This is a genomic window from Allocoprococcus comes, assembly GCF_013300725.1.
GTDB lineage: Bacteria > Bacillota > Clostridia > Lachnospirales > Lachnospiraceae > Allocoprococcus > Allocoprococcus comes_A.
Map to the genome: position 1 here is coordinate 39,502 of NZ_JAAIMM010000008.1, position 23,013 is coordinate 62,514.

A 23,013-nucleotide genomic window follows, 5' to 3' on the forward strand; every position below is an offset into this window, starting at 1 on the left:
GAGATATGAATACAGCAGGAGAAAGCTGGCAATAATGAAAGTATCTTGATAAGCGGAGTGTGAATGAAGTGCAGATCAGGCGTGGAGATATTTATTATGCGGATTTAAGTCCGGTAGTCGGTTCGGAGCAGGGCGGCGTGCGCCCGGTTCTTGTCATCCAGAATGATGTCGGGAACCGGCACAGTCCGACCGTTATCTGTGCCGCGATCACTTCAAGGATGAATAAAGCGAAGCTGCCGACACATGTGGAAATCGATGCAAAAAGGTACAGAATCGTCAAGGATTCCGTTGTCCTTCTGGAGCAGATCCGGACCATCGATAAGCAGAGACTGAAGGATTACGTGTGCCGGGTAGACAAAGAGCTTATGAGAAAAGTCGATGAAGCGCTGTGCGTCAGCCTGATGCTTCATACATAAAAGAGGAGAAGTATGGAAAGCAATGGAAACGGAAGGTAATTTACTTCAGAAAATGAAAAATGTATTTTCTGACAATGAAGATAAAGAGAAAATTGCAGAAGAAATCATTGAAAAAGTACTGGAAGGCTATGAAAAAGGTGTTCTGACAAGACGTGAGACGAAGATGATCACCAATATTTTTGAATATATGGATTCGGATGCAAAAGATATCATGACGCACCGGAAAAATATCGTAGCACTGGACGGAGAGGAATCTCTGGAAAAAGCACTTACCTTTATGCTGGAGGAGAACAAATCCAGATTCCCGGTTTATGAAGAAGATATTGACAACATTGTGGGGATTCTTCATATCCGGGATGCGATGCAGAGTTACCTGGATGGTCCGGCAAGGAGAAAACCGGTGCATGATCTGAAGGATGCGATCCGGCCGGCAGGATTTATCCCGGAAACAAAGGCGATTGACAAACTGTTCCAACAGATGCAGCAGGACAAGAGCCATATGGTGATCGTGCTGGATGAGTATGGACAGACATCAGGGATCGTTACGATGGAAGATATCGTAGAAGAAATCGTTGGAAATATCCAGGATGAGTATGATGAGGAAGAAGAGCTGATCGTCAAACAGGCAGATGGTACATATATCGTGGATGGTATGACACAGCTGGAAGATCTGGAAGAACTTCTGGGAATCAGTTTCAACGAAGAAGATTACGATACGATCAATGGTTATCTGATCGACTGCCTGGACAGAATTCCTTCGGAAGATGAAGAATGTCAGGTGGAATTCGGAGGTTATCTGTTCCATGTATTGTCGGTTGATAATAATACAATACGCAAAGTCCTTGTCAGCAGAACAAAAAAGTGATAAAATAGTACAATTGAGAATAGTAAAATACTGAAGAGAGGTAAAAAGTAATGTCAGGACATTCAAAATTTGCGAATATCAAGCATAAAAAAGAAAAAAACGACGCAGCAAAAGGAAAAGTATTCACGAAGATCGGTCGTGAAATCGCTGTAGCAGTCAAAGAAGGAGGCGGAGCTGATCCGGCTAACAACAGCAGACTCCGTGATGCGATTGCAAAGGCAAAAGCAAATAATATGCCAAATGACAATATTGACAGAAGTATTAAAAAAGCAGCCGGAGACGGAGATGCTAACAACTACGAACACATCGTATACGAAGGATACGGACCGAACGGAACTGCAATCATCGTTGATGCACTTACTGATAACCGTAACCGTACTGCTTCTAATGTAAGAAGCGCTTTCACAAAGGGAAAAGGAAATATCGGAACCAGCGGATGTGTATCTTTCATGTTTGATCAGAAAGGACAGATCATTGTCGATAAAGAAGAATGTGAACTGGATGCAGATGATCTGATGATGCAGGCACTGGATGCAGGAGCAGAAGATTTTTCAGAAGAAGAGGACAGCTTTGAGATCCTTACAGATCCGAATGATTTCAGTGAGGTTCGTCTTGCTCTGGAAGAAGCAGGAATCCCGATGGCAAGTGCAGAAGTTACAATGATACCACAGACATGGGTAACTCTGGACAACGAAGAAGACATCAAGAACATTCAGAAGACGCTTGATCTTCTTGAAGATGATGATGATGTACAGGAAGTATATCATAACTGGGAAGAAGCATAGGATTGATTCCGGGAGGAACCTGAATGAATCAGAGTATACAGGATGGACTGAATGACCTGTTTGACCAGATAATTCCGATTTCCGGAGATTTCAATAAAAAGACTTATGCGGATTCGTTTAAAAATGCATACGAGAAGTATAAGCCGCTTTTTACTGAGATTGCACAGGAATGCGAGAATTCGGAAGACAGACAGGAAGAAATTGAAGAGATTGCCGCTGTTCTGCCGGATAGAATGCGGAGAGTACTGGATCAGGAAAGTTCAAAAAGAAAAAAAGAAAATGTACTTATGAAATATAATCTTGGCATGGTTACGTATGTAATCCCGATGTTCCGCTATGGCAGAATGGATGCTTGTGAAGAGATTGTAGACTGCATGGTCGAACGCTGGAATGATCATGATCTGGAACTTAAGATCAGTAAATCGGAATTCGAGCAGATCCAGGGAGGCTTTAAATCCCGTCTCTGCTATATTACTACAGCTGTATGTGCAAGCCTTGGCAAACCGGATAACTGTTATGAACTGAATCTGATGAGAAGATACAGGGATGAATATCTGGTGAATCAGGAAGGCGGCGAAGAAATCGTTGCCGAGTATTACGATATTGCTCCGACAATCGTAAACCGGATCAACCGGATGGAAAATTCAGAAGATGTATATGCAGATATCTGGAACCATTATCTTCACCCATGTGTTTCCATGATCGAATCCGATAATCTGGAGGCATGCCGCAAGATTTATACAGATATGGTATATAGCCTGCGCAGGAAATATTTATTTTCATAATGATTAAATCAAAGAGAATGTGCCGAGTCACATTCTCTTTTGCATATACAGTGAATCAGGTACAGATTTGTGTCGGTACAGGAACCTGTTATTCATTCCTGCATTGGAAATCCTGCATATTTTTATAAGCATTGTCCATACTAAGCTAAAAAGAACGGAGGAATGCGGCAATGAAAATACAGGAAGAAACGGATGTAAAAGAATATCAGATACGCAAGAAAAAGAGCAGGGAACAGAACGTAGAAAATATGGAAAATAAAGAAAAGGCAGTCAGAGAGGCAGAGCCGGAAAATACAAAGGAAGAAGATGAACATGTTAAAGAAATGGGAATGCTTCCGCTTGACCGACGTCGGAATCATCAGATCGAGCTGCTCACGATCATCGGCGAAGTAGAAGGACATGAGGCGGTTTCCGGCAGTACAAAGGCAACCAAGTATGAACACCTGCTTCCAAAACTGGCACAGATTGAGAACAGTGTTCAGACAGACGGTGTGCTGATTCTCTTAAATACACTGGGCGGAGATGTGGAGGCGGGACTTGCGATTGCGGAAATGATTGCATCTTTAAGCAAACCGACAGTATCTCTGGTACTTGGAGGGTGTCATTCTATCGGTGGTCCTCTTGCTGTGTCTGCGGATTATTCTTTTATTGTTCCAAGTGGAACGATGATCATTCACCCGGTGCGGACAAGCGGAATGTTCATCGGTGTGGCACAGAGCCTGCGGAATATTGAAAAGACGCAGGACCGGATCACCGGATTCCTTGCAGAGCATTCCGGAATGTCACAGGAGCGGATTGAAGAACTGATGCTGGATTCCACACAGCTTGTCAAAGACGTGGGGACAATGCTGGAAGGAAAACGTGCAGTGGAGGAAGGACTCATTGATGAGGTTGGCGGAATAAGAGATGCATTAAATAAATTGCATGAAATGATTGATGAAAAAATGGAAAATACTGATAAAAATTATGAGATGACATAAGGCGAAGAGAATGCTATAATAAAATAGCATGTACAAGTATACACTTTTGATGACTGATTCCGGATACTATATCTGGGGAGAGAGTAGAAGGAATCGGTCATTTGATTACAAGATAAAGAGTATAAATACAAGGGGGAAGTTTGATGGCTTCAAAGACAACCGGAACAAAGAAAAATGCAAAGCAGAGCACGGCGAAAAAGCGGCAGCCTGCGAAGAAGACGAGTACAAAGTCTGCAAAATCTGCGAAAACAACCAGAAAGAATACCACATCAAAAGCTGCGCCGCAGGAAGAATCATTTCTTGCAACGGAGATTCTGATCTGGGTGACGCTTGCGGTAGGAATTCTGCTTACGATCAGCAATTTCGGACTTGCAGGTGCATTTGGAAGAAAGATTGCAGCACTGCAGCAGGGGATGATGGGCTGGATGGCGTATGTATTTCCACTGCTTTTATTTTGTGGAGTCGCGTTTGTGGTTTCCAATAAAGGAAACAGGATCGCATATATTAAGACTGCTGCAGGCGTTGTATTACTGGTTCAGTGCTGTGTGCTCTTTGAACTGATCGATGAAAAAGGCGGATTTGTTGGAAAGGCAATTGCGGTCAGGCTGGTGCCGGCAATCGGTAAAGTGGGTACATATGTTGTCGTGATCATTTTAATGGTGATCTGTGTAGTCCTTATCACAGAAAAGTCTATTCTAAAAGGAATGAAGATCGGCGGGGAAAAAGCGTATGACCGTGCCAGAGAGGACATGCAGAAGCGTAAAGAAGAGGCTGAGGAACGCAGGGCAAGACGGGAAGCTATGCGTGTTGATTATCAGGTAAGTGGCGTTTCCTTTAATTCGACAGTTGGAAGAAAAGAGGACGAGGCAGGAAAAGCAGAAGAAACAGCCGGAAAAGAAGCAAAGGAAAGTACAGAAAAGAAAGCTACCAGACGCAGCCGGAAAGATATGAGCAGCGTGCTTGCAGGTGCAGAAGAAGCGGCGGCAAAGCACATTATGGAACAGACTGGGAAAATTGCGCTGGATGATGTTGTGATCAATCGTGCGATGCCCCTCTCCGCTACAGAGCTGATCCCGGATCCGGAACCGGTTCCTCTTGAGCCGGTGAAAGAAAAGCTCCCGAAGTTCTTAAAAGGAGCGATGCAGGAAACGGAAAAAGAGCCGGAGTCTGGTAAAGATATGCAGACAGATGTGGCTGAAGAAAATTTATCAGCGGTGCAGACAGAAGACGGAGTAAAAAGTCAGGTCTCCGGAAATCCAAAAGTTAAGGCAGATATCCCCAAAGAGGTTGCTGCTGTTGCAGATACGATTGCAAAAAGTGAGAAACCGGTCAGGGAATACCGCTTCCCGCCGCTTAGTCTGTTGAAGCATGGAAGTAAAACTTCCGGAGATTCGGATGCGCATCTGCGTGAGACAGCAGCAAAGCTCCAGAAGACACTTCAAACCTTCGGCGTGAATGTTACGATTACTAATATCAGCTGCGGACCTTCTGTCACACGCTATGAGTTACAGCCTGAGATGGGAGTGAAAGTCAGTAAGATCGTAGGACTTGCGGATGATATCAAGCTGAACCTGGCGGCGGCCGATATCCGTATTGAGGCACCGATCCCTGGAAAAGCAGCAGTCGGCATTGAAGTTCCGAATAAGGAAAATACTGCAGTTATGCTGCGTGATCTTCTGGAATCAGATGAATTTAAGAAAAGTAGATCGCGGATCGCATTTGCGACAGGTCGTGACATTTCAGGTAAAGTGGTGGTATCGGATATCGCAAAGATGCCGCATTTACTTGTTGCAGGAGCTACCGGCTCCGGTAAATCTGTCTGTATCAATACGATCATTATGAGTATTATCTACAAAGCAAAACCGGAGGATGTAAAGCTGATTATGGTAGATCCAAAGGTAGTGGAATTAAGTGTATATAATGGAATTCCACATCTGATGATCCCGGTTGTAACGGATCCGAAGAAGGCAGCAGGAGCTTTGAACTGGGCGGTTGCGGAAATGAACAGACGTTATCAGCTTTTTGCCGAGTATAATGTCCGTGATCTGAAAGGTTACAATGATAAAGTCGAGAACATTAAAGATATTGATGATCCGGATAAAGCACAGAAACTTCCACAGATTGTGATCATCGTAGACGAACTTGCAGACCTGATGATGGTTGCACCCGGAGAAGTGGAAGAGGCGATCTGCCGTCTGGCACAGCTTGCGCGTGCGGCAGGACTTCATCTGGTTCTTGCAACGCAGAGACCATCGGTTAATGTCATTACCGGTCTGATCAAGGCGAATATGCCATCAAGAATAGCATTTTCTGTATCATCCGGTGTGGATTCCCGTACCATCATTGATATGAATGGCGCGGAGAAGCTGCTTGGAAAAGGCGATATGTTGTTCTATCCGGCTGGCTATCAGAAGCCGGTACGTGTTCAGGGGGCTTTTGTTTCTGATAAAGAAGTCCAGGCAGTGGTTGATTTCCTGAAAGAGAACGGCGGAGGCACAGCATACAGTGAAGAGGTCCAGAAGCAGGTGAACAGTAATCAGAATGTATCTGCGGGAGGAGCATCTTCCGGGGACGACAAAGATGTCTACTTTGTAGATGCAGGAAAGTTTATCATTGAAAAAGACAAAGCATCGATCGGAATGCTCCAACGGGTGTTTAAGATCGGGTTTAACCGTGCGGCGCGGATTATGGATCAGCTTGCCGAGGCGGGAGTCGTAGGAGAAGAAGAAGGTACCAAACCAAGAAAAGTACTGATGTCTATGGAACAGTTTGAACAATACATAGAAGAATCAGTTTAAGAAACGCATAAGAAAAAAGGGAGGATATGATTATGAAGACAGACATTCAGATTGCACAGGAGGCAGAGATGCTCCATATTCGCGAGGTTGCAGCAAAGATTGGAATTGAAGAGGAAGACCTTGAGTTTTACGGCAAGTATAAGGCAAAATTATCAGATGAACTGATGGAAAGAGTAAAAGACAGACCGAATGGAAAGCTGGTACTTGTCACTGCAATCAATCCGACTCCGGCGGGAGAGGGGAAGACGACGATTACCGTCGGACTTGGAGAGGCAATGGCAAAGCTCGGTAAAAAAGCCCTGATCGCTCTGCGCGAGCCATCGCTCGGACCTTGCTTTGGAATTAAAGGCGGTGCTGCCGGAGGCGGTTATGCACAGGTTGTACCGATGGAAGATCTGAATCTTCATTTTACCGGAGATTTTCATGCGATCACATCAGCAAATAACCTGCTTGCAGCTCTTCTTGACAACCATATCCAGCAGGGAAATGCTCTTGGGATCGATCCGAGACAGGTTGTATGGAAACGGTGTGTAGATATGAATGACCGTGTACTGCGTAATGTAGTAGTCGGTCTTGGAAATAAAATGGACGGAATGGTAAGAGAGGATCATTTTGTGATCACGGTTGCGTCCGAAATCATGGCAATTTTATGTCTGGCAGACGATCTGGAAGATCTGAAAAAACGTCTTGGCAGAATCATTGTTGCCTATACATTTTCCGGAGAACCGGTTACAGCTGACCAGCTTCAGGCAACCGGTGCAATGACAGCACTGTTAAAGGATGCGATCAAACCGAATATTATCCAGACTCTGGAGCATACACCGGCACTGGTACATGGCGGCCCATTCGCAAATATTGCACATGGCTGCAACAGTGTACGTGCAACCAAGATGGCACTTAAGCTGAGTGATATCACGATCACAGAAGCGGGATTTGGTGCAGATCTGGGTGCAGAGAAGTTTATGGATATCAAGTGCCGTATGGCGGGACTGAAACCGGATGCAGTAGTTCTGGTTGCAACGGTACGTGCATTAAAATACAATGGTGGCGTGCCGAAAGACGAACTGAACAAAGAGAACCTGGATGCTCTTGCAAAGGGAATTGTAAATCTTGAAAAGCATATTGAGAACCTGCAGAAATTCGGAGTTCCGGTTGTGGTTACCCTGAATTCATTTGTCAGTGATACGGAAGCAGAATACGAATTTATCCGTAAGTTCTGCGAAGACAGAGGCTGTGAATTTGCCCTTGCAGAAGTATGGGGTAAAGGCGGAGACGGCGGAAAAGAGCTGGCAGAGAAGGTATTACAGACTCTGGAGACAAAAGAAAGCCATTATCATCCGATTTACAGTGATGAGTTATCAATTGCAGAGAAGATCGAGACAATCTGCAAAGAGATTTACGGAGCAAAGAGTGTTGTATATGAACCTGCTGCAAAGAAACAGCTTGCACGAATTGAATCAATGGGCTTTGGCAAGTTCCCTGTATGTATGGCAAAGAATCAGTATTCTCTGTCCGATGATGCGAAGCTTCTTGGACGCCCGGAGAACTTTGATATCCATATCCGTGAAGTCTATGTAAATGCAGGAGCAGGATTTGTTGTTGCTCTTACCGGAGCGATCATGACCATGCCAGGTCTTCCGAAAGTACCTGCAGCAAATGGAATTGATGTAGAAGACGGTAAAATTACCGGATTGTTCTAAATGAAGTATGATACCAGAAGGAGACGAAAGACAATGAAATGTATGCACTGTGGAGCAGATTTGCCTGAAGATCAGCTGATCTGTCCTGGCTGCGGCAGGGAAATACAGATTGTGCCTGATTATAACCCACTTGATGATATGCTGACTGCTCAGCTAAAAGGAGGCATTACACAGACAATGTCGCTTCATCTGGGTGAGCAGGAAAAGCAAGATGGCATCTATTCTGGTGCAGCAAATCCGGCATATGAAAGACGGGAAAGTGTTGGAGGAGAGACCAGGTGTGTAGGAAATTCAGGAAGTGTTGGTCGTCGCCAGCAGGAAACTGTGACCAGGCGTGGAAGAGATGCGGCGGTCAGACGCAGTGATGTCAGACCGGCTACCGGACGTGTGAGTCAAAGAGAAGATGCGCGGGAACAGACGAGAAGAGCGTATGAAGAAGAACGCAGATTGCGGCGTATGCGGGCAGAAAAGAGAAAAGAGCGTGCCAGAAAAAAACGCCGGAAAATGCTGCTTATGCTGCTGGCGGGGTGTATTGTTCTGGCAGGACTCATTTTCCTGTTTTATCAAAATTCATATACCGGAAAAGTAAAGAAAGGATACCGGCTTCTGGCAGCTTCCGAATATGAGAACGCACTCACTGTATTTGAAAAAGCAGCTTCCGGAAGTCCGAAGAAAGCAGAAGCTTATACAGGGATTTCAAAGGTTTATATTGCCCAGAATGATCTGGATCAGGCAGAAGACGTTTTTACAGATGAGATTGCAAAGCAGTCCGGAAATGCAGAAATTTATCGTGCAGCGGTAGAATTTTATATTGATACCAAACAGGAAGAAAAAGTATCACCGCTTCTGAATGCATGTACCAGTGATACGGTTCTGGAAGCACTGAAGGATTATGTGTCAGATGAACCGAAGTTTAGTCTGGATGAGACAGAGACATATGATGAAGTGCAGGCATTGGAGTTGACCGGAAAGGGAAAAGCAATCTACTATACGACAGACGGTTCAGAGCCGACAACTTCAAGTACGAAATATGCGGAACCGATCAAGATCGGTGAAGGTGAGACGACGGTGAAGGCGATTTCTGTTAATAAGAAAGGGATTCCAAGCCTGACAGAAAGTAAAACCTATAAAGTTGAGTTCCCGATTGCAGATGCACCGGCGGTAACTCCGTCGACCGGGCAGTATGACCATGTCCAGTCAATCAGTGTAGTTGTACCGGATAAGTATACGGCATATTACACGACAGATGGATCAGATCCGGATCCGGAGAATAATTCTGCGACGCAGGAATATACCGGACCGATCGTAATGCCGGAGGGAAGTACGATTTTCAGTTTTGTTCTGCAGGATCAAAAAGGCAGATTAAGTGATGTCACAAGAAGAAATTATGAACTGAATACAAATTAAAATCCGATTTTAAGAAGAGAGTATGCCGAGCCGTCTGCTTGTCAGAGCATGACTGGTAAAGCGTACTCTTTTCAATTACTTTTATTTGTGAAAAACTTGCGTAAAATATGTGAAAAATATCACAAATCAAATGTTTTATGAATAGGGTGGAAATAATATGGTTTATTAAAAATGTATAATTGTATGGAAATAAGTACAATTTATTTGTGGTAAAATGTTGCAAAAAGCTTAGATTTGAGATACAATATAATTGTCAAAAAGATAACATACTTTAAGGGCAAAGGAGTGTTTGAAATGAGTAGATTTACATTACCAAGAGATATTTACCACGGAAAAGGATGTCTTGAAGAACTGAAGAACCTGAAAGGAAAAAAAGCAATCCTGGTTGTTGGAGGAGGCTCCATGAAGCGTCAGGGATTCCTCGACAGAGCTGAGAACTATCTGAAGGAAGCAGGAATGGAAGTAAAGCTTTTTGAAGGAGTTGAGCCAGATCCATCTGTTGAGACTGTTATGAAAGGTGCAGCAGTTATGCAGGAGTTCCAGCCAGACTGGATCGTAGCTATGGGTGGCGGATCGCCGATTGATGCCGCAAAAGCAATGTGGGCATTCTACGAATATCCGGATGTTACATTTGAAGATCTCTGTATTCCGTTCAACTTCCCGGAACTGAGAACAAAAGCAAAATTTGCTGCAATTCCGTCAACATCAGGAACAGCGACAGAAGTAACGGCGTTCTCTGTTATTACCAACTATCAGACCGGAGTAAAATACCCACTTGCCGATTTTAATATTACACCGGACGTTGCAATCGTAGATCCGGATCTTGTTATGGGTCTCCCGGTAAAGCAGGTTGCTTACACAGGTATGGATGCACTGACACATGCGATTGAAGCTTATGTATCTACCCTGAACTGTCCATTTACAGATCCGCTTGCACTGCAGGCGATCGAGATGGTTCTGGATTACCTTCCGGCATCTTACAAATGCGATATGGTAGCAAGAGAGCAGATGCATTATGCACAGTGCCTTGCAGGAATGGCATTCTCCAATGCACTTCTTGGAATCGTACATTCTATGGCACATAAGACAGGTGCGGCATTCTCAACCGGACATATTCCGCACGGATGCGCAAATGCAATTTACCTTCCATATGTAATTAAATACAATGCAAAAGATCCAGTCGCTGCAAAACGTTATGCAGAAATCGCACGCAGAATGGGACTTCCGGGTACATCTGAGAAAGCGCTGATCAACAGCCTGTGTGCAAAGATCGATGCATTTAATGTAGAGCTGAATATTCCGAAGACACTGAAAGATTTCGGTGTTGACGAAGCAGAATTCAAAGAAAAAATTGCGAAGATTTCAGAACTTGCAGTTGGTGATGCATGTACAGGATCCAACCCACGTCCGATCGATCCGGCAGCTATGGAAAAACTTTTCAACTGTACATATTATGGAACAGAAGTAGATTTCTAAAAAAGAGAATATAGTTCTTACAGAGACAGACGGACTCGATACTGACCGTCTGTCTCATTTTATATCCGGTCAGCAGGTACAAATTCGTGCCGGCACAAGATTTAATACGGTTGAAAAATTTGGTAACCGGAAGAATTTTGGCAGATTTATAGAAGAAATATTGGTACTTATAGATAAAAAAGATAGTTATATTTATGGCATAAATAATTTTTTAACAAATTAAAAAGAAATACTTGCTATTTACTTTGCAATAATTTATCATAAAGAGAGTAAATATTTTAGGAGGCAATGCAATGTACAAGATAAGAAAAGCTGAAAAACTGGCTGATAAGATTTATCTTATGGATGTAGAAGCACCACGTGTGGCAAAGCACTGTGAGCCAGGACAGTTCGTAATTGTCAAGATGGATGACAAGGGGGAAAGAATTCCGCTGACAATCTGCGATTATGACAGAGAAGAAGGAACAATTACCATCGTATTCCAGACAGTAGGAGCATCTACTGAGAAGATGGCACAATTAAAAGCAGGAGACTCTTTCAGAGATTTCACAGGACCACTTGGATGTCCATCTGAACTGATTTCAGAAGATATTGAGAGCCTGAAGAATAAAAAGATCTTATTTGTAGCCGGCGGTGTTGGTGCAGCCCCTGTATACCCGCAGGTTAAATGGATGCACGCACATGGGATCGATGTAGATGTTATCGTTGGTTCTAAGACAAAAGATATGCTGATTCTCGAAAAAGAGATGGAAGCAGTTGCAGGAAATTATTACCCATGTACAGATGACGGTACATACGGACATGCAGGTATGGTAACAACAAAGATCGAAGCACTTGTTGCAGAAGGTAACAAGTATGATGTCTGTGTTGCAATCGGACCGATGATCATGATGAAATTCGTTTGTCTGCTCACAAAGAAACTCGAAATTCCGACTATCGTCAGCATGAACCCGATCATGGTAGACGGAACAGGTATGTGTGGCGCATGCCGTCTCCATGTAGGTGATGAAATCAAATTTGCATGTGTAGACGGACCGGAATTTGACGGACATCTCGTTAACTTTGATGAAGCAATGAAGAGACAGCAGATGTATAAGACTCAGGAAGGCAGAGCTATGCTGAAATTACAAGAAGGTGACACACATCACGGTGGATGCGGTCATTGCGGAGGTGACGAATAATGGCAGACGTATTAAAGAAAGTACCTGTAAGAGAACAGGATCCGAAGGTACGTGCAACAAATTTTGAAGAAGTATGTTATGGATATAATCAGGAAGAGGCAATGGAAGAAGCAAGCCGTTGCATCAACTGTAAGAATGCTAAATGTATTCAGGGATGCCCGGTAGGAATCAATATTCCTGCATTCGTTCATGAAGTAAAAGAAGGCAATATCGAAGAAGCATATAAGATTATCGGACAGTCTTCTGCACTTCCTGCTGTTTGTGGACGTGTATGTCCTCAGGAATCACAGTGCGAAGGAAAATGTATCCGTGGTATCAAAGGAGAATCTATTTCTATCGGTAAGCTGGAAAGATTCGTTGCTGATTATGCTCTGGAGCATGACATCAAACCGGTTGGAGCTGACAAGAAGAACGGACACAAAGTTGCCGTTATCGGTTCAGGTCCTGCAGGACTTACCTGTGCAGGCGACCTTGCAAAGCTTGGCTATGATGTAACTGTATTTGAAGCACTTCATGAACTCGGTGGAGTACTTGTATATGGTATTCCGGAATTCCGTCTTCCAAAACAGAAAGTCGTTGCAAAAGAAATCGCAAAAGTAAAAGAGCTTGGTGTTCACTTTGAGACAAACGTTGTAATCGGTAAATCTACTACAATCGATATGCTGATTGAAGACGAAGGATTCGAAGCAGTATTTATCGGATCAGGAGCAGGACTTCCAAAATTCATGGGAATCCCGGGAGAAAATGCCAACGGTGTATTTTCTGCAAATGAATACCTGACAAGAAGTAACCTTATGAAAGCGTTTGATGATTCTTATGATACACCGATCGCAGCTGGTAAGAAAGTTGCAGTTGTTGGTGGTGGTAACGTAGCAATGGATGCTGCAAGAACAGCTCTCCGTCTTGGAGCAGAAGTTCATATCGTATACCGTCGTAGCGAAGAAGAGCTTCCGGCCCGTGTGGAAGAAGTTCATCACGCAAAAGAAGAAGGTGTACAGTTCGATCTTCTGACAAACCCGGTAGAAATCCTCGAAGAAGATGGATGGGTAAAAGGAATCAAATGTATTCGTATGGAACTTGGTGAACCGGACGCATCAGGAAGAAGACGTCCTGTTCCGGTTGAAGGTTCTGAATTCGTGATCGATGTTGATACAGTTATCATGTCACTCGGAACATCACCGAACCCGCTGATTTCTTCTACAACAGAAGGACTGGAAGTTAACAAATGGAAATGTATCGTTGCAGACGAAGAACATGGAAAGACTTCTAAAGAAGGAGTATACGCAGGTGGAGATGCCGTAACAGGTGCAGCTACAGTAATCCTTGCTATGGGAGCAGGAAAAGCTGGTGCAAGAGGTATCGACGAGTATCTTTCAAATAAATAAAATTATGACCGCAGTTTCCTTTGGTGGGACTGCGGTTTTTATAGGTTGTGTGGACCACTTTGAAAAAAATAATCGTTCCAATTCAAGTTGTGCAAACCATTCCGATGAACCTCTTAGGGCGAAAATTATGTCAGCAAAGGCTTCCATAATTTTTGAGTTTCATCTCCATTGCACAAAAATAGAATTGGAACGATTATTTTTTTCAAAGTGGTCGTTCTACAGTGCTGGTAAAAACGGCAAAGAAATTATACAAAGGAGGAGAAAACTGGTAGTTATAAAGGGTGGAAACCCAGTTGCTTGTTTGTAGTCTTGATGTTAATTTTGAAATGTTCTGAAGGTGTGGTTTCCTAGACAAGAAGAGTTAAAAATGGTACAATAGGAAAAGTATTATTTTGTGAAAGAGGGGTATTATGAAGTATAAATATATCTTATTTGACTTGGATGGGACGATTACGGAATCGGGACCGGGGATCATGAATTCGGTGGAGTATGCGTTGAATAAAATGAACCGGGAGGTTGGAGATCGGGATACTTTAAAGAAATTTATCGGACCGCCGCTGACGGAATCGATGGAGAAATATTATGGGATGTCTGAGGAAGAGGCACTGCTTGGAGTAAAGTATTACCGGGAATATTATGCGGTGAAAGGCATTTTTGAGAATTCGGTGTATGAAGGACTTGCGGAGACGCTGGAATCCTTGGAGAATGAAGGATATATACTTGCAGTGGCAACATCCAAGCCGGAAGAGTATGCAAAAAGGATTGCAGACAAATTTGACTTTGCAAAATATTTTGCAGGGATTTACGGGGCTACGATGGATGGATCACTGATCCGGAAGGCAGATGTGATCCGCTATGCGCTGGATAACCTGGGCGTGGAAAGGGAGAACTACGATCAGGTAGTCATGGTCGGCGACAGAAATAATGATATTTACGGTGCAAAGGAGAATGGAATCCAGGTGATCGGTGTCCTGTATGGATACGGGGATCTTGCGGAGCTTCAAAGTGCCGGTGCAGATTACATTGCAAAGACATCGGAAGAGATTGCACAAATCATCAGAAAATGTAATCATGAGAGGGTTTGAATATGAGTAACAACGACGCAATGAACAGTGAGATTCGGTTTCTGGAAGAGGTTGAAGAGAAACTGAAGACACGCATTACCGAGATCAACGCATCGTTTCTTGAAGGAGAAAAACAGATTGAGAGCATGCATGATTATTATTGGGAAAACTATACGGAAATGGATGAGTATGGTTATGAAAATTATGATAATCAGCAGGCACTTCTCGGAGAAGTTAATGCGAACAATGAGCGTCTGATGAAAAAACAGCGCCTTAAGAAAATGATCGACTCCCCATATTTCGGAAGAGTGGATTTTCTCTTTGAGGGGGAAGAAGAAAGCGAAAGTTTTTACATCGGAATCGGCAATTTTGCGCCTAAGGCAGGAATGACGCCACTGATCTACGACTGGAGGGCACCAGTGAGCGGCCTTTTTTATGATTATGACAGAGGACAGGCTTCTTATGAAGCACCTGGAGGAACCATTGAAGGGGAGATTACTTCCAAATGGCAGTATAAGATCAAGAACGGGAAGATGGTTTATGCATTTGAAAGTGACACCAAGATTGATGATGAGATCCTGAAACAGGAGCTTGGAAGTAACGGGGATGTACAACTGAAGAATATCGTCCGTACTATCCAGAAAGAACAGAATGAGATCATTCGGAATGTAAAGGACAAAGTTCTGGTCATTCAGGGAGCCGCAGGAAGTGGAAAAACCTCCGTTGCACTGCACCGGATTGCATATCTTTTGTATCACGACAGGAAAAATTTAAAAGCATCGGATATCCTGATCCTTTCACCGAACAGCGTATTTGCGGACTATATTTCCCACATTCTGCCAGAGCTTGGAGAAGAAAATATCCAGGAGATGAGTTTTGATCTGTTTGCGTACAGAGAATTGAAAGGAATCGTATCGGACTGCGAGGACCGTTATGATTATCTGGAGAAGCTGATCCATTTTCCGGAGATGGGAATCCGGGAGAGCTATCTGAAGAAGCAGTCTGCCGGATTTGTCGGAGAGATGGAAGGCTTTCTGGCAGTGCTGGAAGATCAGCTGATGGATTTTAGGCCGGTTAAGATCCGTACTCTGGAAAAGACCGAAGAGGAGCTGATTCATCTGTTCTATTTCAAATTTCAGGATATTCCGATCCTTGCAAGAATGGATGCGGTGATGGAATATCTGGTGGATGAATACGAGACATTGTATAACCGGAATCTTCCGGAAGATGAGGTAGAAGAGATACGGGAGAAATTCAACCGGATGTATGTGACCCGTGATATTTACAAAATATATAACTGGTTTTTGGAGGACAGTGGGTATGAGACACTGGCAAAAATTCCGTATGAGAACAGAAAACTCCAGTATGAAGACGTATTTCCGGTACTTTATCTCAAATACCGGATGCTCGGAGGAACCAGACATAAGCATATCAAGCATCTGGTGATCGACGAGATGCAGGATTATTCATATTTGCAGTACGTGGTACTGGCTCAGCTGTTTTCCTGCAGGATGACGATCCTTGGCGACCGGGCGCAGACACTGGACAGCCAGATGCAGGATGTGCTGACATTCCTGCCGAAGATTTTCGGACGTACGATCCGCAAGATCATCATGAACAAAAGTTACCGGAATACTATTGAAATCGCAGAGTATGCAGCGAAATTTACCGGGGAAAAGGATCTGGAATATCTGGAGCGTCATGGCAAACCAGTGACCGAAAAGACATTTGATTCGGATGAGGAACTGTTAAATGAACTTATCCGGGAGGCAGATGCCGGAATGGATCAATATGAGACCGCCGCAGTTCTGACTGAGACGATGGACGAGGCATATACAATGACCAGGATGCTTTCAAACCGTGGACTTCCGGTAAACTGTATTGACCGGGACAGCAGTACCTTTGAAAAAGGCGTGACAGTAACGACTTTCTATATGGCAAAGGGACTGGAATTTGATCAGGTATTCGGCGTGTTCCCGAAGAAAGAAAATCCGATGACCGGGCAGGCAAAATACATCTGTGCAACAAGAGCAATGCATGAGCTTTATATGTATGAAAGGGCATAACTGTGCAGACTGATACAGCGAAAGAGAGGAAAGAACAGGATGAAGATAACCGTACTGACGGTTGGAAAAATAAAAGAAAAGTATCTGCGGGATGCAATCGCGGAATATACGAAGAGACTGAGCCGCTACTGCAAGTTGGAGATCATTGAGGTGGCGGATGAAAAGACACCGGACAATGCCAGCGAAAATGCAGAGGAAATGATCCGGCAAAAAGAGGCCGAACGCCTTTTGAAATATATCCGTGAGGATGCATATCTTATTACACTGGAGATTGGCGGAAAGCAGCTGACCTCCGAAGAATTTTCAGAGAAAATTGAAAAACTTGGCATTCAGGGAACCAGTCACATTATTTTTGTGATTGGTGGATCCATAGGGATCGGGAAGGCGGTTCTGGAAAAATCGGATTATGCACTTAGTTTTTCAAAAATGACATTTCCGCACCAGCTGATGCGTGTAATTCTGCTGGAGCAGATTTACCGTGGATACCGGATCATGTCGGGAGAACCCTATCACAAATAGAAAAGAGGCTGATTCATATGAAGATGGTAGTATTAGTAGAAAACAGTTCGAGATGCAGACTTTGTGCAGAACATGGGCTGTCGGTTTATATCGAATATGAGGGGAAGACGTACCTTCTGGATACTGGCGCAACAGCGCTCTTTGCAGAAAATGCAAAGGAGCTGGGGATTGACCTTTCAGAAGTAGATACGGCGTTTTTATCCCATGCACATTATGACCACAGTGGCGGTTTTGAGGAGTTTTTTGAGGGAAATGATAAAGCAGCGGTCTATATGCAGGAGATGTCTGCTGAGAACTGCTTTTACCGGACAGAAGGAAAAGATAAATATATTGGAATTCCGCAGCATCTTCTGGAAAATTATAAAGAGCGGTTCCGTCCGTTGAATGCAGTTTGTGAAGTTGAAAAAGGCGTCTGGGTTGTGCCGCATTTTACCGGCGGCCTGGATGAGGTGGGACGCAGGGCGCACATGTACCGGAAAATCGGTGAAGAGTTTATTGCAGATGATTTTGCACATGAGCAGAGTGTGGTTTTTGAGACGGGAAAAGGACTGGTGATATTTAATAGCTGTTCCCATGGGGGAATTGTCAATATTGTGCGGGAAGTGCAGATGGCACTCGGAGGGCAAAAGGTCTATGCGGTTGTTGGCGGATTTCATATGATGAAGCTTTCGGGCATGGATACACTTGCCATACCGGAGAAAGAAGTTGTGGAAACTGCGCAGGAATTGAAAGAGCTTGGCGTAGAGGAAATCTATACCGGTCACTGTACCGGAAATATTGCATTCGGGATCCTGAAAAAAGAACTTGGTGAAATGGTACATGCACTTGGAACAGGAGAAACGGTGGTATTTTAAATGAAGGAAGCCCCAAGATTTATCACGGGTAATGAGTTGATAAATCCTGGGGCTATTGTCTTGTTACATTGCTTTTTTTATAAGTACGACTTCAGGCTCGGTCATTGCATAAGCATCCAGAACTTCATCCAGCTCGTCTGCCTTGATCAGATTTTCTTCCAGAACCAGCTCCCGTACAGTTTTTCCGGTTTTCAGAGATGTTTTCGCGATTCTTGCGGAGGTTTTATATCCCAGATACGGGCAGAGGGCGGTTGCAATTCCTGCACTGCTTTCCATCAGAGACAGGCATCTTTCGCGGTTTGCCGTGATTCCGCTGATGCAATTGTCGATCAGAGTAGAGACAGCCTCCTGAAGGGTGCTGATCGATTCGAACAGGTTATAGAATACGACAGGCTCAAAAGCATTGAGTTCCATCTGACCTGCTTCAGCAGCCATTGTGATGGTTGTATCGTGACCTACGATATGGAAAGCGACCTGTGTGACGACCTCCGGAATGACCGGATTGACCTTTCCGGGCATGATGGAGGAGCCATTCTGACGTGCAGGAAGGTTGATCTCGCCAAGTCCTGTTTTTGGACCGGAAGAGAGAAGCCGGAGATCGTTGCACATTTTGGAGAGATCTATGGCACAGGTCTTTACGGCACCGGATATGGCAACGAATCCGTCCAGATTCTCTGTGGCATCAAACAGATCATCTGCCTGTTTCAGAGGATAGCCGGTTACTTTTTTGAGTTTCGGGACAATGTTATGAAGGTAGATTTCAGAGACGTTGATGGCACTTCCAATCGCAGTTCCGCCAAGATTTACGGTATACATTTCATGAGAGATGCTGCGGATACGTTCTACATCCCGTCGTACCATAGAGGAATAGCTGTGAAATGTCTGACCAAGACGCATCGGAACGGCATCCTGCAGCTGTGTTCTTCCCATTTTCAGAACATCATCAAATTCTTCGCTCTTTTCTGTGAGGCAGACGGCAAGCCGGTCAAGTTCCTTTGTGAGAGGCTTTAACAGATCGAGAACAGTCAGCTTTCCTGCTGTCGGAATCACATCATTGGTTGACTGAGCCATATTGACATGATCGTTAGGGTGGACCAGCAGATATGCGCCCTTTTTCCCACCGAGAATTTCTTCGGCACGATTTGCGATCACTTCATTTATATTCATATTTGCACTGGTTCCGGCACCGCCCTGAATTGCATCAACAATAAATTCGTCACGAAATTTGCCTTCTACAATTTCATCGCAGGCTTTGATGATGGCGGATGCTTTGGTAACAGGAAGTCTGAGAGCACTCCGGTTGGTCAGTGCGGCGGCTTTTTTTATTTTTGCCAGGTTCTGAATGAAAAGTGGATGTAACTTGTTTCCTGTGATCGGAAAATTCTGCTTTGCGCGCAGGGACTGGACACCGTAGTATGCATCTACAGGGACCTCCATTTCTCCAATTGAATCTGATTCCATTCTCATTTTTTCTAAATTCATAATGATTCCTCTTTCTGCATGTCTGTGCTGCTGTTGTCATTTCATATTTTCGACGTTGTCGATAGTGGGAGGATAGCACGTTCAAAATTTCTTGTAAATACAAGGTGGAAAGTTCCGTTGTTTTTCAATTTTTCAGACAAAACTGCTTAAAAAATGTAAATTTGTTTTCTCATATGTTTTATAAATTAAGTTTTTGAGATGCACGGATAATATAGTTGCAAACTTATAGTGGGGGTTTAAAACAGAAGTTGAATTCTGAAAATAATTGTTAAATGCGGCTAATTCAATAGAATTGTGTATATAATAACTAAAAAACATTGCTGTTGACTAACTAATATGAAAGCGGGTATACTGTAGGAAAGTCAAAGGAGAAAAAAAGAAGGTGTAAAAATGCAGGCATTATCAACAGCTGTTCCGGGAAAACGGTACACGATCAAATGGATGTTCGGAGTGCCGGAGGTGCTGGAAAAATTAAAGGAATTCAAAATCAAAGAGGGCAGCGAAATCCATGTGATCCAGAATGATGCCAGTGGTATGATGATCATAGCATCTGACCAGAAGCGGTTCGCTATCAGCCAGGACGCCGCAGCGAGAATTCAAGTATAACAAAGAAATAAAAAATCGATCTTACAATCACAGGAAAAGTAGGATCGATTTTTTGTATATCCGGATCATGGATGAGCCAGTCTGTTCGATTTTATAAAGTTTTCACAGAATAACGGATTGTTTTCGGTTGCGATTGACGATATAATACCTTTATGTAACAAAATACAAGCGCGAAAGAGGGAAAACAAATGTTAGAAATTATTTGTCTTATATGGCTTTGGCGTGTGAATGGAAAGCACGCGATAGAAAGAGGACAGAATCCAAAAAAATATCGTGCATTGACACTGGGATTGTGGTTTGGCCTTGAATTTACCGGTACTTTTGTCGGGGTCTGGCTGATGCAGCTTTTAAATGCAGGTGATAATGCATTTTACGGGGCATATGTTTTTGGAATTATCGGAGCTGCAATTGGCGGTTTCACTTCTTACTGGGTTGCAAAAAAAGCACCGATGGGAAATTACAGACCAGAAGACCAGCCAGATGGATGGAATAATCAGTCAGGTGGATGGAATCAGAACCAGAACGGCTGGGATAATCAGCAAAATGGCTGGAACCAGAATCAGAACGGCAGGGATAATCAACAGAATGGCTGGAACCAGAATCAGAACGGCTGGGATAATCAGCAAAATGGCTGGAGCCAGAATCAGAACGGCTGGAACAATCAACAGAATGGATGGAATCAGAATCAGAACAGCTGGAATAATCAACAGAATGTCTGGGGACAGCCACAGCAGGAACCGGATTGTCTTTTTGCTCCGGCAACGATCCGTATTATCGAAGAAGAGGGCGGTTATACCGGCGGACAGGATGCATTTTTCTTAAATGGCAGGCCTATCTGTTCTCTGCGGCCGGGCAGTGAATATACCTTTATAACTTACGCAAAGAAAAATGTGCTTACGATTGGCAGACCGACACCGGAACCGTCAGATGAGACAACAGTATTAAAGTTTATCGCCGGAGAAAAAGGTCAGATTGAAATTCATGCATGTGCGGGAAGACTGATCCCGGGAAAATTCAGCAATTATACAGCATAGGAATATTATGTGGTTCTGGAGCATACACTGTCAACAAAACGGTATATGCGGCAATATGAGACAGAGATCCGAACAAGAAGACGGGACACGAAGGTATCGCATGGCAGATGCAGCAAATTTGCCGAAGGATGTGGTGCTGGGTGTCCCGATTCTGACTCTTACAGGGCATTATGAAGTGAATATAGAGAATTACCGTGGAATTCTGGAATATACCGAACAGCTGATCCGCATAAACGTACGTAGTGGGCAGATTCGCATCACAGGGAAATCACTTGAGATCAACTACTATACGACAACCGATATGAAGATTACCGGAAAGGTAGAGAAAATTGAGTATTCTTAGGAAGGGATGACGAAGATGCTGCGATATATTCTGAATAATCTTGCCGGATACCTGCGCATCAGAGTCGAAGGATATTCACCGGAACGTTTTTTAAATCTTTGCTGTTATCATGGGATTTTTCTCTGGAATCTGAGACCGGCAAAAGGGGCATATGAGATGAATATCCGCGTCCGGGATTTTCGCAGACTGCGACCACTGGTAAGGAAGAGCAGGGCAAAGGTACGAATCACCCAGAAAAGAGGAGTCCCGTTTTTTATACATAAATACCGTGGACGGAAGCTTTTTTTTACAGGAGCGGTCATCGCAATCTGTCTGATCTTTCTGCTTTCTTCTTTTATATGGAAGATTCAGATTGATGGAAACCTTGCAAGGACAGATGAGGTTTTGCTTTCTTTTCTGGCAGAAAAGGGAATTGCCTGCGGAATGGCAAAAAAGAATGTAGACTGTGACCGGATTGAAAAAGATATCCGTATGGAATACGATGATATTATCTGGGTTTCAGCTTATGTTCATGGGAGTTGTCTGAAGATTAAAGTCAGGGAGAATCCTGACCGGAAGGAACTGCAGACAGAATCTGAGGCGGAAGCACCGATGGATATTGTGGCAGAAGCGGATGGAATCATTCAGAAGATCATTACACGAAAAGGGGCTCCGCTTGTCCGGGAAGGCAGTGAGGTAAAAAAAGGAGAGATCCTTGTGAGTGGGAGTGTGGAAGTAAAGAATGATTCAGATGAGGTGGCAGGATACCGGTACCAGGTATCGGATGCAGACATAATAGCACAGACAACGGTTGCGTATACAGATATTCTTGACAGGCTGCATCCGATATGGAAAGATACCGGCAAGAAGAGCTTGAGGCTCTGGATAGAAACACCGGGGAGGCTGTATCTTTTTGGCAGACGGGAGCTGCCTTACCCGGAATATAATGCACTGACCTGCAGATATACCCTATATCTGGAGAGACATTTTCCGTTTCCGGTCTCGGTAAGGGTTGAACAGAGCAAAGAGAGCAGGAAAGAGGAGATTTCTTATACAGACAGGGAAGCAAGAGAAATTCTGTCTTATAATTTTGAGAAGTTTTGCGCCCGATTAGAGAAAAAAGGGGTTCAAATTTCAGAGAATGATGTTAAAATATACAGGGAGACGAACCAGTATTCGGCAAAGGGGGAACTGGTTTTATCCGGACCGTTCGGAACTTTACAAAAAGGAACGGTACATGAACTGCCGAAGGCAGATGAAGAAAATATACAGCAGGAAGGAAACTGAT

At 43.9% G+C, this 23,013-nt stretch carries 20 protein-coding genes; 19 read left to right on the top strand and 1 reads right to left on the bottom strand.

Translation table 11 applies throughout. The features are described 5' to 3' along the window. Positions 1 to 68 precede the first annotated feature (68 nt). The 15 genes from G4407_RS05940 (at position 69) to G4407_RS06010 (ending at position 18,281) form a co-directional block, all read left to right on the top strand. Positions 69 to 416: a type II toxin-antitoxin system PemK/MazF family toxin gene (locus G4407_RS05940; RefSeq protein ID WP_022219890.1), complete on the top strand. Its 348-nt coding sequence runs from the start codon at positions 69 to 71 to the stop codon at positions 414 to 416. A gap of 22 nt (positions 417 to 438) precedes the next feature. Continuing rightward, positions 439 to 1,281, top strand: a complete 843-nt coding sequence (locus G4407_RS05945; RefSeq protein WP_173688129.1) for a hemolysin family protein — start codon at positions 439 to 441, stop codon at positions 1,279 to 1,281. Positions 1,282 to 1,331: 50 nt separating this feature from the next. Continuing rightward, entirely contained in the window at positions 1,332 to 2,066 is a 735-nt protein-coding gene (locus tag G4407_RS05950; RefSeq protein ID WP_022219892.1) for a YebC/PmpR family DNA-binding transcriptional regulator, read from the top strand. 23 nt (positions 2,067 to 2,089) lie between these two features. Next, entirely contained in the window at positions 2,090 to 2,851 is a 762-nt protein-coding gene (locus G4407_RS05955) for a CFI-box-CTERM domain-containing protein (protein ID WP_173688130.1), read from the top strand. 248 nt (positions 2,852 to 3,099) lie between these two features. Continuing rightward, positions 3,100 to 3,831: a ClpP family protease gene (locus G4407_RS05960; protein ID WP_173688197.1), complete on the top strand. Its 732-nt coding sequence runs from the start codon at positions 3,100 to 3,102 to the stop codon at positions 3,829 to 3,831. Positions 3,832 to 3,974: 143 nt separating this feature from the next. Beyond that, positions 3,975 to 6,629, top strand: a complete 2,655-nt coding sequence (locus tag G4407_RS05965) for an FtsK/SpoIIIE family DNA translocase (protein WP_173688131.1) — start codon at positions 3,975 to 3,977, stop codon at positions 6,627 to 6,629. 32 nt (positions 6,630 to 6,661) lie between these two features. Continuing rightward, positions 6,662 to 8,329: a formate--tetrahydrofolate ligase gene (locus G4407_RS05970; RefSeq protein ID WP_173688132.1), complete on the top strand. Its 1,668-nt coding sequence runs from the start codon at positions 6,662 to 6,664 to the stop codon at positions 8,327 to 8,329. Between the two features lie 33 nt (positions 8,330 to 8,362). Further along, positions 8,363 to 9,736, top strand: a complete 1,374-nt coding sequence (locus G4407_RS05975) for a chitobiase/beta-hexosaminidase C-terminal domain-containing protein (RefSeq protein ID WP_173688133.1) — start codon at positions 8,363 to 8,365, stop codon at positions 9,734 to 9,736. Positions 9,737 to 10,030: 294 nt separating this feature from the next. Then, entirely contained in the window at positions 10,031 to 11,212 is a 1,182-nt protein-coding gene (locus G4407_RS05980; RefSeq protein ID WP_173688134.1) for an iron-containing alcohol dehydrogenase, read from the top strand. A gap of 293 nt (positions 11,213 to 11,505) precedes the next feature. Next, positions 11,506 to 12,393, top strand: coding sequence for a sulfide/dihydroorotate dehydrogenase-like FAD/NAD-binding protein (locus G4407_RS05985; protein WP_055156711.1), 888 nt, complete (start codon positions 11,506 to 11,508; stop codon positions 12,391 to 12,393). After that, complete coding sequence (gltA, locus tag G4407_RS05990; protein ID WP_173688135.1) at positions 12,393 to 13,778, top strand: NADPH-dependent glutamate synthase; 1,386 nt, start codon at positions 12,393 to 12,395, stop codon at positions 13,776 to 13,778. The genes G4407_RS05985 and gltA overlap by 1 nt, the downstream gene beginning before the upstream one ends. Positions 13,779 to 14,188: 410 nt before the next feature. Continuing rightward, the gene (locus G4407_RS05995) at positions 14,189 to 14,863 is read left to right on the top strand and encodes an HAD family hydrolase (protein WP_173688136.1); all 675 of its coding nucleotides are present in this window, start codon (positions 14,189 to 14,191) and stop codon (positions 14,861 to 14,863) included. A gap of 20 nt (positions 14,864 to 14,883) precedes the next feature. Next, positions 14,884 to 16,908, top strand: a complete 2,025-nt coding sequence (locus tag G4407_RS06000; RefSeq protein ID WP_173688198.1) for a HelD family protein — start codon at positions 14,884 to 14,886, stop codon at positions 16,906 to 16,908. Between the two features lie 39 nt (positions 16,909 to 16,947). Continuing rightward, positions 16,948 to 17,427 carry a 23S rRNA (pseudouridine(1915)-N(3))-methyltransferase RlmH gene (gene rlmH / locus G4407_RS06005; protein ID WP_022219903.1) on the top strand — a complete coding sequence of 160 codons (480 nt, stop codon included), beginning with the start codon at positions 16,948 to 16,950 and terminating at the stop codon, positions 17,425 to 17,427. 17 nt (positions 17,428 to 17,444) lie between these two features. Next, positions 17,445 to 18,281, top strand: a complete 837-nt coding sequence (locus tag G4407_RS06010) for an MBL fold metallo-hydrolase (RefSeq protein ID WP_173688137.1) — start codon at positions 17,445 to 17,447, stop codon at positions 18,279 to 18,281. Between the two features lie 63 nt (positions 18,282 to 18,344). On the opposite strand, the gene G4407_RS06015 is transcribed toward G4407_RS06010, so the two are convergent. After that, entirely contained in the window at positions 18,345 to 19,763 is a 1,419-nt protein-coding gene (locus G4407_RS06015) for an aspartate ammonia-lyase (protein ID WP_173688138.1), read from the bottom strand. 390 nt (positions 19,764 to 20,153) lie between these two features. Between G4407_RS06015 and G4407_RS06020 the strand changes: the two genes are divergently transcribed. The 4 genes from G4407_RS06020 (at position 20,154) to G4407_RS06035 (ending at position 23,012) form a co-directional block, all read left to right on the top strand. Beyond that, the gene (locus G4407_RS06020; RefSeq protein ID WP_173688139.1) at positions 20,154 to 20,369 is read left to right on the top strand and encodes a ferrous iron transport protein A; all 216 of its coding nucleotides are present in this window, start codon (positions 20,154 to 20,156) and stop codon (positions 20,367 to 20,369) included. A gap of 188 nt (positions 20,370 to 20,557) precedes the next feature. Further along, complete coding sequence (locus G4407_RS06025) at positions 20,558 to 21,403, top strand: hypothetical protein (RefSeq protein WP_173688140.1); 846 nt, start codon at positions 20,558 to 20,560, stop codon at positions 21,401 to 21,403. A gap of 100 nt (positions 21,404 to 21,503) precedes the next feature. Beyond that, entirely contained in the window at positions 21,504 to 21,746 is a 243-nt protein-coding gene (gene yqfC, locus G4407_RS06030) for a sporulation protein YqfC (protein ID WP_022219963.1), read from the top strand. A 6-nt stretch (positions 21,747 to 21,752) separates the two neighbouring features. Beyond that, positions 21,753 to 23,012, top strand: a complete 1,260-nt coding sequence (locus G4407_RS06035) for a sporulation protein YqfD (protein WP_173688141.1) — start codon at positions 21,753 to 21,755, stop codon at positions 23,010 to 23,012. The last annotated feature ends 1 nt before the right edge of the window (position 23,013 follow it).

Coding starts and splice junctions, on each gene's coding strand:
- G4407_RS05945 (WP_173688129.1), top strand. CDS start 439: ATGGAAACGGAAGGTAATTTACTTCAGAAAATGAAAAATGTATTTTCT.
- G4407_RS05950 (WP_022219892.1), top strand. CDS start 1,332: ATGTCAGGACATTCAAAATTTGCGAATATCAAGCATAAAAAAGAAAAA.
- G4407_RS05955 (WP_173688130.1), top strand. CDS start 2,090: ATGAATCAGAGTATACAGGATGGACTGAATGACCTGTTTGACCAGATA.
- G4407_RS05960 (WP_173688197.1), top strand. CDS start 3,100: ATGGAAAATAAAGAAAAGGCAGTCAGAGAGGCAGAGCCGGAAAATACA.
- G4407_RS05965 (WP_173688131.1), top strand. CDS start 3,975: ATGGCTTCAAAGACAACCGGAACAAAGAAAAATGCAAAGCAGAGCACG.
- G4407_RS05970 (WP_173688132.1), top strand. CDS start 6,662: ATGAAGACAGACATTCAGATTGCACAGGAGGCAGAGATGCTCCATATT.
- G4407_RS05975 (WP_173688133.1), top strand. CDS start 8,363: ATGAAATGTATGCACTGTGGAGCAGATTTGCCTGAAGATCAGCTGATC.
- G4407_RS05980 (WP_173688134.1), top strand. CDS start 10,031: ATGAGTAGATTTACATTACCAAGAGATATTTACCACGGAAAAGGATGT.
- G4407_RS05985 (WP_055156711.1), top strand. CDS start 11,506: ATGTACAAGATAAGAAAAGCTGAAAAACTGGCTGATAAGATTTATCTT.
- gltA (WP_173688135.1), top strand. CDS start 12,393: ATGGCAGACGTATTAAAGAAAGTACCTGTAAGAGAACAGGATCCGAAG.
- G4407_RS05995 (WP_173688136.1), top strand. CDS start 14,189: ATGAAGTATAAATATATCTTATTTGACTTGGATGGGACGATTACGGAA.
- G4407_RS06000 (WP_173688198.1), top strand. CDS start 14,884: ATGAACAGTGAGATTCGGTTTCTGGAAGAGGTTGAAGAGAAACTGAAG.
- rlmH (WP_022219903.1), top strand. CDS start 16,948: ATGAAGATAACCGTACTGACGGTTGGAAAAATAAAAGAAAAGTATCTG.
- G4407_RS06010 (WP_173688137.1), top strand. CDS start 17,445: ATGAAGATGGTAGTATTAGTAGAAAACAGTTCGAGATGCAGACTTTGT.
- G4407_RS06015 (WP_173688138.1), bottom strand. CDS start 19,763: ATGAATTTAGAAAAAATGAGAATGGAATCAGATTCAATTGGAGAAATG.
- G4407_RS06020 (WP_173688139.1), top strand. CDS start 20,154: ATGCAGGCATTATCAACAGCTGTTCCGGGAAAACGGTACACGATCAAA.
- G4407_RS06025 (WP_173688140.1), top strand. CDS start 20,558: ATGTTAGAAATTATTTGTCTTATATGGCTTTGGCGTGTGAATGGAAAG.
- yqfC (WP_022219963.1), top strand. CDS start 21,504: ATGGCAGATGCAGCAAATTTGCCGAAGGATGTGGTGCTGGGTGTCCCG.
- G4407_RS06035 (WP_173688141.1), top strand. CDS start 21,753: ATGACGAAGATGCTGCGATATATTCTGAATAATCTTGCCGGATACCTG.